At 66.7% G+C, this 12,773-nt stretch carries 10 protein-coding genes; 5 read left to right on the forward strand and 5 right to left on the reverse strand.

Features of this window, described 5'->3' with window-relative positions; genetic code table 11:
- Positions 1-480: 480 nt before the first annotated feature.
- Both DK254_RS29370 and DK254_RS29375 read right to left on the reverse strand, forming a co-directional pair.
- Positions 481-1,662, reverse strand: a complete 1,182-nt coding sequence (locus DK254_RS29370) for an alkane 1-monooxygenase (protein ID WP_109936645.1) — start codon at positions 1,660-1,662, stop codon at positions 481-483.
- 31 nt (positions 1,663-1,693) lie between these two features.
- Positions 1,694-2,737: a 2Fe-2S iron-sulfur cluster binding domain-containing protein gene (locus tag DK254_RS29375; RefSeq protein WP_109936646.1), complete on the reverse strand. Its 1,044-nt coding sequence runs from the start codon at positions 2,735-2,737 to the stop codon at positions 1,694-1,696.
- 140 nt (positions 2,738-2,877) lie between these two features.
- On the opposite strand from DK254_RS29375, the gene DK254_RS29380 reads away from it, so the two are divergent.
- Positions 2,878-3,897 carry an AraC family transcriptional regulator gene (locus tag DK254_RS29380; RefSeq protein WP_177412119.1) on the forward strand — a complete coding sequence of 340 codons (1,020 nt, stop codon included), beginning with the start codon at positions 2,878-2,880 and terminating at the stop codon, positions 3,895-3,897.
- On the opposite strand, the gene DK254_RS29385 is transcribed toward DK254_RS29380, so the two are convergent.
- Positions 3,890-4,789 (reverse strand): bestrophin family protein, encoded by a 900-nt coding sequence (locus DK254_RS29385; protein ID WP_109936648.1) that lies wholly within the window; start codon positions 4,787-4,789, stop codon positions 3,890-3,892. The two genes, DK254_RS29380 and DK254_RS29385, sit on opposite strands and share 8 nt — an antisense overlap.
- Positions 4,790-4,809: 20 nt before the next feature.
- A complete protein-coding gene (gene moaA, locus DK254_RS29390) occupies positions 4,810-5,814 on the reverse strand; it encodes a GTP 3',8-cyclase MoaA (protein WP_109936649.1) in 1,005 nt (334 codons plus the stop codon).
- A gap of 473 nt (positions 5,815-6,287) precedes the next feature.
- Between moaA and DK254_RS29395 the strand changes: the two genes are divergently transcribed.
- The 4 genes from DK254_RS29395 to DK254_RS29410 all read left to right on the forward strand — a co-directional run bounded on the left by DK254_RS29395 (position 6,288) and on the right by DK254_RS29410 (position 11,577).
- The gene (locus DK254_RS29395) at positions 6,288-8,612 is read left to right on the forward strand and encodes an FdhF/YdeP family oxidoreductase (protein WP_109936650.1); all 2,325 of its coding nucleotides are present in this window, start codon (positions 6,288-6,290) and stop codon (positions 8,610-8,612) included.
- Between the two features lie 69 nt (positions 8,613-8,681).
- Complete coding sequence (locus tag DK254_RS29400; RefSeq protein ID WP_109936651.1) at positions 8,682-10,076, forward strand: cytochrome ubiquinol oxidase subunit I; 1,395 nt, start codon at positions 8,682-8,684, stop codon at positions 10,074-10,076.
- 14 nt (positions 10,077-10,090) lie between these two features.
- The gene (gene cydB, locus DK254_RS29405) at positions 10,091-11,107 is read left to right on the forward strand and encodes a cytochrome d ubiquinol oxidase subunit II (protein WP_109936652.1); all 1,017 of its coding nucleotides are present in this window, start codon (positions 10,091-10,093) and stop codon (positions 11,105-11,107) included.
- A gap of 134 nt (positions 11,108-11,241) precedes the next feature.
- Entirely contained in the window at positions 11,242-11,577 is a 336-nt protein-coding gene (locus tag DK254_RS29410; RefSeq protein ID WP_109936653.1) for a histone-like nucleoid-structuring protein, MvaT/MvaU family, read from the forward strand.
- A 331-nt stretch (positions 11,578-11,908) separates the two neighbouring features.
- On the opposite strand, the gene DK254_RS29415 is transcribed toward DK254_RS29410, so the two are convergent.
- On the reverse strand, positions 11,909-12,715 hold the full coding sequence (locus DK254_RS29415) for a family 1 encapsulin nanocompartment shell protein (protein WP_109936654.1): 807 nt from the start codon (positions 12,713-12,715) through the stop codon (positions 11,909-11,911).
- Positions 12,716-12,773 lie beyond the last annotated feature (58 nt).

Consider the following 12,773-nt stretch of genomic DNA (forward strand, 5'->3'; position numbering starts at 1 on the left):
GTGAATGCTCCTAATAACGGCTTGTGTGTTGTGCCTGACTCCGAGCAGAAAGTGTTTTATTCCGTTATTTACTTTTTTATATAGCGACACTTGTAAAAAACGCCATGAATATGGCGTGGATGGAAACAGGTGCGCTTCTTCTTGCTACGTAAGGCGGGTGACATGACGCCAAACTGCAGCAAAAGTGTCAAGCGATATTTCACTTTTGTGAGGAGCAAAAGGCGAAGTGCATTAGCGGATACTCGAAACTGATCTTGCCAGGTATGAATTTTCCTGGTTGAACAAGCGAAAGGTTATTGCTTTTCGAAAAGAGCCGCAGTCAATGGAAGTTTCAAATATGCATTTCAGAAGTGCCCGAACGCCGAGGGGCGGGCGTCAACCGCCCCTCGGCGAAGAGTGAGGTGCAAGTTACAGGCGAATATTCCGGGAGTGTTCTCTTTCATTTCCAGGCGGAACATCCGAACTTGCCCGTAACTGCCATCAGGAACGGGATGGATAGCTCGAATACTTCACCAACCCCGGAATACCACTGCGGGCATTGGCGGCGGCGGCCAACTGGCGTTCCTCGGCACTGGCATGTTCGCGGTCCCAGGCCAGCACCTTGGGCGTCATCAGCTTGTGCCAGAGCGGCGGCAGCATGGCGACGATGATGGTCGTCAGGTAGCCGCCGATCATCATGGGCGCGTCGGGGAAGGGTTTCAGGTCCTGGTAGGGGACTTCGCCCTGGGCGTGGTGATGGGAGTGGCGGGTCAGGTTGAACATGGTCCAGGAGCTGATGCGCCTGTTGGTGTTCCAGGAATGCCGCGGCTGCACGGGGGTGGCCGGGTTGCGCACCATGCCGTAGTGCTCCATGTAGTTGACGATCTCCAGCAGGGCCTTGCCCCACAGCCCGCAGGCGATGAAGAAGAGCGCGGCGGGCCACTGGCCGATGGCGTAGGCGGCGGCCACCAGCAGCAGGCTCATCCCGTGGCCGCGCAGGACCGCGTTGCGCCAGCCGAGCAGCCAGTAGCCCTTGCGCGCCAGGCGCTGCTTCTCGATGTGCCAGGCGCTGAGGTTGCCCCTGAGGGTCGAGATCAGCACGTGGGCGTAGACGTTGCGGCCGCGGGGCGCGGTGGCGGGGTCCTCGGTGGTGGAGACGTAGCGGTGGTGGCCGTAGACGTGCTCGATGGCGAAGAGGGTGTCGAAGCTGAACGCCAGCAGCCAGCGGCCGATGAGCATGGAGACCGGGTCCCAGGTGCGGTGCGTCAGCTCGTGGGCGGTGATGGTGCCGATGGTGCCGATCATCAGGCCGGTGAGGATCCACGCCGCGACGTGCTGGCCGATGCCGGTGGCGGCCCGGGCACCGAGCAGGTCGTAGCCCGTCGCCTGGCCCAGGGCGGCGCCGAAGCCGAGGAAGTCGCCGTCGCTGACGCCCCAGAGCGCCGCGAAGACGATGAAGCACAGCAGCGGCAATGCCAGCCACAGCTGGAAGGTGAGGATGCCCGGGTGCCTGAACTCGGGCGTGGTGGTGTCGTCACCGCAGACCAGGTCGCCGATCACGTAGAGAGTCAGCACGGCGACCAGGCCGTAAGTGATCCAGGGGCCGCCGGCGAGCAGGGCGGCGGCCGAGAACAGGCCGACGGCGTGGAAGAGGAAGTACTTGAGGTAGTGCAGCGCGTTCATGGGCGTCTCTCTTGTTATGGGATGGCACTTTTTACTGGATGGCACTTTCCGTGGTTGCGCACGGAGCCTGTTGCAGCGTGAAGCGGTCGGCATGGATGTTCTCGCGGGCGACGCCGTGCCGTTCCAGCAGGGCGCTGGCGCTGTCGATCATCCCCGGCGGCCCGCACAGGTAGGCGTGGCTGCCGGCCTGCAGCAGCACCGGGATCTGCTCGGTGACCAGGCCCCGCGCGCCGTCCCAGGGGGCCTGATGGTCCACTTCGGACAGCACCGGGACGAAATGGAAGGGGCCGGGCCACTGGCGGGCCAGGGCATGGATGTCCTCCAGGGCGTAGAGGTCGTGCGCCTGCCGGGCGCCGAACAGCAGGGTGACCGGGCGCCGCACGCCGCTGGCGAGCGCGTCCTGCAGGATGGCCAGCAGTGGCGCCAGGCCGCTGCCGCCGGCCACCAGCAGCAGCGGGGCCTCGGCCGGGCGCAGCTGGAACTGGCCCAGCGGGCCCTTGAGGCTCGCGCCCTGGCCGAGCAGCGGGCGGCTGTCGACCAGCCCGGTGAGCTGGCCGCCGGGCACCTTGCGGATGAAGAAGCTGACCTTGGCGTCGGCCCGGGGCGGGGAGGCGAAGGAGAAGCTCCGGGCGTGGCCAGGCAGGCAGTCCAGGCTGAGCTCGGCGTACTGCCCGGCCTTGTAGGGCAGGCTCGTTTCGAGCTGGAGGGTCAGGCGGGTTATGTCGTGGGTCAGCCTGTCCTGCGCCACCACCTTGCCGCGGACCTGGCGGGTATCCTGCTGCGCGCCGTCGAACTCGATGCTCACGTCGCCGCGCGGCACGCTCTGGCAGGCCAGGATGTAGCCCTGGTCGAGTTCCTGCGCGGAGAGGATGTAGCCGGTCTCGGTCAGTTCCCTGACCTTGCCCTGCACCAGCCGGCACTTGCAGGTGGCGCAACCGCCGACGCGGCAGCTGTGGGGGAAGTCGATGCCCTGGCGCAAGGCGGCCTGCAGCAGGGTCTCGCCAGGCTCGACGCGGATGCTGGCGCCGTTGATCGAGGCGTTCGCCGCACGGTTTCGGCTCAGAAAGGCAAACATGCGTCCTCCGTTCTAATCGTTGTGGGTTGGGACGCTTCGATGCTAGGGGCGGCGGCGGACGGCGGAGAGGTTCCCGATTGACATTCCAGGGGTCATTTGTTGACATCTTCGCGCCCCTGGAACCCTGTGAGGTCGAGCCCTTGTCGGACTTCGTGTTGCCAATGCCCTACCTGCGGCAGATCGCCGAGCAGCTGCGGGCCATGCAGAAGGACCCGCAGGCGTGGTTCGCCCGCAGCGGCCTGAGCGAGCGCCAGCTCGACGAGGCGGGCTTCCAGCTCGGCTTCCCGCAGTTCCAGCAGCTGCTGCGCGACGCCATCGCGCTGACGGCCGAACCGGCGCTGGGGCTGCTGATCGGCGAGCGCCTGGTGGCCAACACCCACGGCATACTGGGCTACGCGGCGATGCAGAGCGGCACGCTGCGCCAGGCCCTGGAGCTGCTGCAGCGCTACCTGGCCCTGCGCACCACGCTGGTCAGCCTGAGCTACGAGTGCGATGAACAGGCCGGGCAGGTGCATGTCCGCTTCCTGCCCGGCTACGCCCTCGGCGACATCGAGCGCACGGTGCTGGAGGCGGTGATGCTGGCGGTCAGCAACATCTTCGAGGCGATGACCCTGGGCAGTTGCCCGCTACGCCAGGTCCGGCTGCCTTTCGCGGTGCAGCCCTACGCCGCGCTGGCCGAGGAGCTGTTCCGCTGCCCGGTGGCCTATGGGCAGCGCTGGGCGGGCTTCAGCCTGGACCTGGCGGCCATCGACCAGCCGCTGAAGCTGGCCGACCCCGCGGCCTTCCGCGAGGCCGAGGCGATATGCCGGCGGGAGCTGGCGAGGCTGGGCGAGACCGCGACCATGGGCGCCCGGGTACGGCGGACGATGCTGGAGAAGCAGAACGGCTTCCCCAGCCTGAAGGTCACCGCGCGCCTGTTCCACATGACCCCGCGCACCCTGCACCGGCACCTGCTGGAAGAGGGCACTTCGTTCAGGCTGATCCTCGAGGACGTGCGCCGCACCCTGGCCATCGAGCACCTGAAGGCCGGCCACCTGAGCATCGAGGAGATCGCCTACACCCTGGGCTACACCGACCTGGCCAACTTCCGCCGCGCCTTCAAGCGCTGGGAGGGCATGCCGCCCTCGGCGTACCGCGCCCGGCTCGGCGCGCTCAACTGAGGACGTAGTCGACCGGCTGCAGGGGCGGCGGCAGGTCCCGGTAGCCCAGGGCGCCGAGGACGTCGCGCTCGATGATGCGGACCATGGCGTCGGTGGGCAGGTCGTTCTCCTCGCGGCCGAAGGGGTCTTCCAGCTCGTTGCTGATGGCGTCCAGGCCGAAGAAGGTGTAGCTGACGATGGTGGTGAAGATGGGCGCCATCCAGCCCAGCGGCTCGGCCATGGCGAAGGGCAGCAGGATGCAGAAGATGTAGATGGTGCGGTGCAGCAGCAGCGTGTAGGGGAAGGGGATCGGCGTCGCCTTGATGCGCTCGCAGATGCCCTGGGCATCGGTGAAGGCGCCCAGGCGCTGCTCCAGGGTCAGGTAGCGCCATTCGCTGATGCGCTTCTCCTCGGCCAGCTGCGAGCAGACGCTGCCGACGTGCTGCAGGATGCCGTCGGTGACGTTGTGCGCGGTGATGGGCGTGTCGCTGGCGAGCCAGGGGCGGGCGGCCTTCAGCTCGTCCTCGTTGCGCAGCCGTGCATTGAGCGCGTGGGCGTAGCCGCAGAGCGCGCGCAGCAGCTTCTCGCGCAGCGCCTGGTCCGTGATGACGACGCTCTCGCGGATGAACGAGCGCATCTCGATGACGATCGAGCCCCAGGTCTTGCGGCCCTCCCACCAGCGGTCGTAGCAGGCGTTGTTGCGGAAGCTCATGAAGATCGACAGCGACAGCCCCAGCAGGGTGAAGGGCGTGGCGTTGACCCGGGCGAAGAACGCCGGGTGGTGTTCCTCCACCAGCACGATCAGCGCCGCCAGGAGGGTGACCATCAGGCTGCGGAAGGCGATGCGCTTGGCGATGGAGCCCTTGAGCGTGAACAGCACGCGCAGCATGTCGGGTTGCGGTTGGACGATCATGGGGGTTCCCGCGGGGGCGGCTAGCCGCCGGTCATGTTCATGAAGCGGAGGATCTGCACCTCGCCGCCGACCTCGAAGTGGTGGCGCTGGGGCTTCAGGCGCATGGCCTGGCGGATCGCCCGGTCCAGCCGCTCGGCGTCGCCGGGGTGGCCGCGCAGCACCTGCTTGAGGTCGGCCGAATGTTCGTTGCCCAGGCACAGCAGCAGGCGGCCCTCGACGGTCAGGCGCACGCGGTTGCAGCTGCCGCAGAAGTTGTGGCTGTGCGGCGAGATGAAGCCGATGCGGATGTCCGGCGCCTCGGCCAGGCGGCAGTAGCGGGACGGGCCCTGGGTGGACTCGGCGGATTCGATGAGGCTGAACTTCTCGCCGATGCGTTCGCGCACCTCGTCGCTGGAGCAATAGGACTCGCCGCGCTGGTGCTCGCTGATGACGCCCAGGGGCATTTCCTCGATGAAGGAAATGTCCAGCTGGCGGTCGATGGCGAAACGCACCAGGTCGACCACCTCGTGGTCGTTGCGGCCCTTGAGCACCACGCAGTTGAGCTTGGTGTGGCGAAAGCCCGCGCGGCGCGCGGCGTCGATGCCGGCGATCACCTGGTCGAGGTCGCCGGTGCGGGTGAGCGCCTTGAAGCGCTGCGCATCCAGGCTGTCGAGGCTGATGTTCAGCCGTGCAAGGCCGGCGTCGTGCAGCGGTTGCGCCAGGCGCTGCAGCTGCGAGCCGTTGCTGGTCATACACAGCTCGCGCAGGCCGGGGAGGGCAGCGATGCGCGCGCACAGCTCGACGATGCCCTGGCGCACCAGGGGCTCGCCGCCGGTGAGGCGGATCTTGCGCGTGCCCAGGGCGACGAAGCGCTCCGCCACGCGGTACAGCTCGTCGAGGGTGAGGATGCGCTGGCGGGGCAGGAACTGCATGTTCTCGGCCATGCAGTACACGCAGCGGAAGTCGCAGCGGTCGGTCACCGACATGCGCAAGTAATCGATCTTGCGATTGAAACCGTCGATGAGTTCGCCAGTGGTGTTGTTCAATTCAGAGTTGCCTCTCGAGTTGATCGCTCATTGCTCTTTGCACGCATGCATTGATGTTTCAATCAATAACCTGGCGATCTTCGGAATGAGGCTAGCCAGCCACTATTGGAGCGTCAAATTGCTTTTGATTACCGGTTGATAAGAACGCTCTATCAAGTGGCTCCATTATTCTGGAAAGCGCTCTGGATCGGGAGCGGGAGGACTGATAGACGGTTCTGATCAGGGCGTAATTTATTTCGATTGGACGCAATGCTTGGTTCTCAATAGCCTGAGATCACAAGGCGAGCCAATGTCTCTCCGGTTTCCAGGCCAAGGCTTTGGAAGATGAACCCGAATGCAACTTCAATTCGCGGCGAAGAAGAAGTTTCGCCCGCAGTAGTTGCTCGTCCGGAGTTCGATATCGGTACGCCCGTAGTGTCGCCTTTTTCTGCCTGAGAACTTTCATTCTCTGCGTGTAATCGAGGAATGCCTGAATGAGCCAAGACGAACACATAAGGAGCTATACCGCGCCGGCCGCCGGCTGGGGCGCGCTCAAGAGCGTGACCAAGAGTTGGCTGGGCAGCGAGAACGCCGTCAAGAACCTGCGGGCGATGCTCAAGACCAACCAGAACAGCGGCTTCGACTGCCCCGGTTGCGCCTGGGGCGAGTCCCCCGAGAACGGCCTGGTGAAGTTCTGCGAGAACGGCGCCAAGGCGGTCAACTGGGAGTCCACCGGGCGCTCCGTCGACCCCGACTTCTTCGCCAAGTACAGCGTCAGCGCGCTGGCCGGGCAGAGCGACTACTGGCTCGAATACCAGGGCCGGCTCACCCACCCCATGCGCTACGACGCGGCCACCGACCACTACGTGGAAACCACCTGGGAGGAGGCCTTCGCCCTGGTCGCCAGGCACCTGAAGGCGCTGAAGTCGCCGGACGAAGCGGAGTTCTACACCTCCGGCCGGGCCAGCAACGAGGCGGCCTTCCTCTACCAGCTGTTCGTCCGCGCCTTCGGCACCAACAACTTCCCCGACTGCTCGAACATGTGCCACGAGGCCAGCGGCCTGGGCATGGCGGAAACCCTCGGGGTGGGCAAGGGCACCGTGGTCTTCGACGACCTGGAGAAGGCCGATGCCATCTTCGTCATCGGCCAGAACCCCGGCACCAACCACCCGCGCATGCTCGAACCGCTGCGCGAGGCCGTGCACCGCGGCGCCCAGGTGATCTGCATCAACCCGCTGAAGGAGCGCGGCCTGGAACGCTTCCAGCACCCGCAGCACCCCCTGGAGATGCTGAGCAACGGCTCGGAGCCGACCAACACCGCCTACTTCCGCCCGGCCCTGGGCGGCGACATGGCGATGTTCCGCGGCATGGCCAAGTTCCTCCTGCAGTGGGAACGCGAGGCCCAGGCCAACGGCGAGCCGCCGGTGTTCGACCATGCCTTCATCCGCGAGCACACCAGCGGCCTGGACGCCTACCTGGCGGCGGTGGACGCCACCCCCTGGGAGCACATCGTCGGCCAATCCGGCCTGAGCATGGCCGAGCTGGAGCTGGCGGCGCGCATGTACCGCCGCGCCGAGCGGGTGATCATGTGCTGGGCCATGGGCCTGACGCAGCACCGCCACTCGGTGCCGACCATCCAGGAGGTGGTCAACCTGCAACTGCTGCGCGGCAACGTCGGCAAGCCCGGCGCCGGCCTGTCGCCGGTGCGTGGCCACAGCAACGTGCAGGGCGACCGCACCATGGGCATCGACGAGAAGCCGCCGACCTGGCTGCTGGACGCCCTGGAGAAACGCTTCAAGTTCAAGGTGCCGCGTGGCCACGGCGACAACGCCGTGCTGGCCATCCAGGCCATGGAAGCCAGGCGCGCCAAGGTGTTCCTGGCCCTGGGCGGCAACTTCGCCCAGGCCACCCCGGACACCCCGCGCACCCACGCCGCGCTGCGCAACTGCGAGCTGACCGTGCACATCGCCACCAAGCTCAACCGTTCGCACCTGGTCACCGGCCGCGACGCGCTGATCCTGCCGTGCCTGGGCCGCACCGAGGTCGACCTGCAGGCCGACGGGCCCCAGGGCGTCACCGTGGAAGACACCTTCAGCATGGTGCACATCTCCCACGGCCAGCTGAAGCCGCGCTCGCCGCACCTGCGCTCGGAGCCGGCGATCATCGCCGGCATCGCCAAGGCCACCCTGGGCAACCAGCCGATCGACTGGGACTGGGCCATCGCCGACTACGGGCACATCCGCGACCTGATCGCCGACGTCATCCCCGGCTTCGCCGACTTCAACGCCCGGCTGCAGCACCCCGGCGGCTTCCACCTGGGCAACGACGCGGCCGAGCGGGTCTGGAAGACCACCAGCGGCAAGGCCCGCTTCACCCCCAGCGAACTGCCGCAGGAGCTGGTCAACCAGGCGGTGCTGGCGCGCGGCGAGCGGCCCGACCTGATCCTCCAGACGCTGCGTTCCCACGACCAGTACAACACCACCCTGTACGGCCTGGACGACCGCTACCGCGGGGTGTTCGGCCTGCGCGAGGTGGTCTTCGCCAACGAGCGGGACATCCGCCGCCTGGGCTTCGCCCCGGGCGACAAGGTCGACCTGGTATCGCTGTGGGAAGACGGCATCGAGCGTCGCGTCAGCGGCTTCCAGCTGGTGGCCTACGACCTGCCGGCGGGGCAGGCGGCGGCCTATTACCCGGAAACCAATCCGCTGGTACCGCTGGAAAGCTATGGCGACCGCACCTTCACGCCGACTTCCAAGTTCATCGCGATCAGGATCGAGAAAGCCCGGGAAGACAGCCTGATCCATTCGACTGTCGCCTGAGACGGACTCCCATACGGCAGGCGATTGGGGCCTGCCGTCACTCAATGAGCGATCAATAAGGGTTTCGCCATGTTGAACATACAGGCGTTGGACCTGGCGCGGATTCAATTCGCGTTCACGGTCTCTTTCCATATCATCTTCCCGGCCATCACCATTGGCCTGGCGAGTTTCCTGGCCGTGCTCGAAGGGCTCTGGCTGAAGTCCGGCAACCCGGTCTACAAGGACCTCTACAAGTTCTGGTCGAAGATATTCGCGGTGAACTTCGGCATGGGCGTGGTCTCCGGCCTGGTCATGGCCTACCAGTTCGGTACCAACTGGGCGCGCTTTTCCGACTACGCCGGCAGCATCACCGGGCCGCTGCTGACCTATGAGGTACTGACGGCGTTCTTCCTGGAGGCCGGCTTCCTCGGCGTGATGCTGTTCGGCTGGGATAGGGTGGGGCGCCGCCTGCACTTCTTCGCCACGGTGATGGTGGCCATCGGCACCATGATCTCGATGTTCTGGATCCTCTCGTCCAACAGCTGGATGCAGACGCCCCAGGGCATCGACATCGTCGACGGGCGCATCGTGCCGCTGGACTGGCTGAAGATCGTCTTCAACCCGTCCTTCCCCTACCGCCTGGTGCACATGGCGCTGGCCGCCTACCTGTCCACCGCCTTCTTCGTCGGCGCCTCGGCCGCCTGGCACCTGCTGCGCGGGCGCGACAACCCGGCCACGCGGACCATGCTGTCGATGGCCATGTGGATGGTCCTGGGCGTGGCGCCGCTGCAGGTGCTGGTGGGCGACGCCCACGGCCTGAACACCCTGGAGCACCAGCCGGCGAAGATCGCCGCCATCGAGGGGCACTGGGAGAACAGGCCGGGCGAGCCGACGCCGCTGATCCTCTTCGGCATCCCGGACATGCAGGCCGAGCGGACCCGCTACAGCCTGGAGGTGCCGTACCTGGGCAGCCTGATCCTGACCCACAGCCTGGACAAGCAGATCCCGGCGCTGAAGAGCTTCGCCCCGCAGGACCGGCCGAACTCCGCGGTGATCTTCTGGAGCTTCCGCCTGATGGCCGGGCTGGGGATGCTGATGATCCTCTGCGCCCTGGCCGCCCTGGTGCTGCGCCGCGGTGGCGCGCTGTACCGCAACCGCGCCTTCCTGAGCCTGGTGCTGGCGATGGGTCCCTCGGGGCTGATCGCGCTGCTGGCCGGCTGGTTCACCACCGAGATGGGCCGCCAGCCCTGGGTGGTCTACGGGATGCTGCGCACCAGCCAGGCGGTGTCCAACCACAACGTCGCGCAGATGAGCCTGACCCTGGCGCTGTTCGTGGTCATCTACTTCTCGGTGTTCACCGTCGGCCTGGGCTACATGATGCGCCTGGTGCGCAAGGGCCCGGGCCTGCACCACGACAACGATCCGCTGGTGAGCGAGCCCGCCGGGCACTCCAGCGTCCGCAGACCTATGTCGGTTGCCGGCTGAGGGGAGGTTGAAACATGGGTATTCAAGGCATCGACCTGTCGGTCATCTGGGGCGTGATCATCGCCTTCGGGCTGATGATGTACGTGATCATGGACGGCTTCGACCTGGGGCTGGGGATTCTCTTCCCGCTGGTGTCCGACTCCAGTGAACGCGACGTGATGATGAACACCGTCGCCCCGGTGTGGGACGGCAACGAGACCTGGGCCGTGCTGGGCGCCGCCGCGCTCTACGGCGCCTTCCCGCTGGCCTATTCGGTGATCCTGGAGGCGCTGTACCTGCCGCTGGTGCTGGTGCTGGCCGGGCTGATCTTCCGTGGCGTGGCCTTCGAGTTCCGCTTCAAGGCCAAGCCGCAGAAGCGCCACATCTGGGACAAGGCGTTCATCGCCGGCTCCTTCCTGGCGACCTTCTTCCAGGGCGTGGCCATCGGCACCTACATCGACGGCATCCCGGTGGTGGACCGGCAGTTCGCCGGCAGCCCGCTGGACTGGCTGTCGCCGTTCCCGCTGTTCTGCGGGGTGGGCCTGGTGCTGGCCTACGCGCTGCTGGGCAGCACCTGGCTGCTGGTGAAGACCGAGGGCATGCTGGAGTCGCGCATGCGCCACTACAGTCGGCCGCTGACCTACCTGCTGGCGGCGGTGATCGTGGTGATCTGCGCCTGGACCGCCTGGCTGCACCCGAACATCGCCCAGCTGTGGTTCTCCGGGCGCCACTGGGTGCTCTTCGCGGTGATCGCTGCCCTGGCGGTGGCGTCGATGTGCCTGATCCAGTCGAACCTGCGCAAGCGCCATTCGCACCTGCCGTTCATCAGCGTGCTGGTACTGATGTTCCTCGGCTACCTCGCCCTGGCGGTGAGCATCTGGCCGAAGATCATCCCGCCGGCCATCGATCTCTGGCAGGCCGCTTCGCCACCGTCCAGCCAGCTGTTCGCCCTGATCGGCGCGCTGTTCATCATCCCGATCATCCTCATGTACACCTTCTGGAGCTACCACGTGTTCCGCGGCAAGGTCACCGCCGCAGACGCCTACCACTAACTCCCTACGAGCCATACGACAGCTGGCGGTGGCCGCGCCCGAGCGCGGCCACCCCCGGCGCGGGGACGCTTTTTTCCGAATTCCAGCGGGCCGCCCATGCCGGCCCGGACAGATACCGATAACGGAGCCTTGCGATGAAAGACGACAAAGATGCCATCCGTGACGACGACGCCCACGAGCAGGATGCCGACCACGCCGACCAGGCGTTCGTGGAATCGCTCCGCGAGCTGATGGGCGAGTACGACAAGAGCCTGGAGGACGTCATCGAGATCCTCGAGACCGACGTCGACTGGATCGCCAACGGCCACCAGGCCAAGGGCGCGAAATACCAGAAGATCCGCGCCCGCAAGGTGTACCGCAACCCGCATACCGGCGAGACGGTGCGGACCAACAACCGCGACCACAAGACGCTGCTGGGCTGGAAGGACGCCTACGGCGAGGACGTGGTGGAGTCCTGGATCCTCAGCTAGCCGGGGAGGGCAACGGCGGATAACGCCGTAGGCGTTATGCGCCCTACGGGTCCCGGAAGGCACGTAGGGCGCATAACCGTTCGCGGTTATCCGCCGCCGGCCGGAACACCGACACCTGAGGATTCGCGCGGCTGGGGGCAATCGCGGACGGAGTCCGCTCCTACGGGTTGCCCAGGCGCCGTACCCTTGTAGGAGCGCGCCTTGCGCGCGAATCGCGGGCAGGGCCCGCTCCTACAGTTGAGGCCGGAGGTGGGCATGGGGTTGTCCATTGGGCTCCCGCGTTCGCGGGAACCCGCAGGAGGACTCCGTCCGCGATCAGCCATCGGCCGGATCATTTCTTGCCGGGCGTCAGCACCACGCTGGCCTCGGTGGTGAGCACGCGGAAGGTGAAGGTCTCCAGGAAGTACAGCTCCACGCTCGTCGCGGTGTGGCTGGCATAGCCGATGGAGATGTCCTGGCCGATATCCAGCTCGAAGTCCCCGCCGCGCGTGCTGAGCACGAACCCGCCTTCCAGGGCGGGGGCCCAGATGATACCGCCGTCAAGTTGCTGCTCCATGTGGTGGAAGACCGGGTAGCCCTCGTCGCTGCCGCCGCTCGCCGCCGTATAGGCGTCCGCGCCCAGCACCAGGGCGTAGGGGCCGTTGACGCCGGCCAGGCGCAGCTGGCTCAGCGCCTGCGCCACGGCGCCGGGGTAGCCGCGCACGTTGGCCGGCAGCACCACGCCGGCGTTGCTGCTGGCCTCGCGGATGCCCTGGATGCCGGCCGCGGCGTAGCCATCGAAGACCGCGCGGTCCTCGGCGAAGGCGAGCTTGCGGGCGGCCGCCTTCAGCGGGTCCCAGTCCGAATCGTCCGAGCCGCGCTCCACGTCGTCGATGGCCTGGCGGCTCAGCTCGAAGGGCACGCGCAGCTCGACGATCGCCCGGGCATCGCGCTGGGCGGCCTGGATGCCGTCGCCGGGCGCCTGCAGCGAATGCAGGTGGCCGGTGCCCACCGCGGACAGGGCCAGGCCGCCCGGCGGCGGCACGTCGACCACGCGCCGGGCCGCGAGGTGGCGCTTGAGGGTGCGCGTGGCCTCTTCGTCGATCTGGGCCCAGGCCTTGTCGGAGATGGGGGCGAGTTCACGGTGGAGGTTATTCATTGCCTGCTTCCTTTAGTGAGCCAATGCCGAGGGAGCCATCGCGGGGGCCGTCCGGGGG

It is taken from the genome of Pseudomonas sp. RW407 (assembly GCF_003176655.1).
GTDB classification, from domain to species: domain Bacteria; phylum Pseudomonadota; class Gammaproteobacteria; order Pseudomonadales; family Pseudomonadaceae; genus Pseudomonas; species Pseudomonas delhiensis.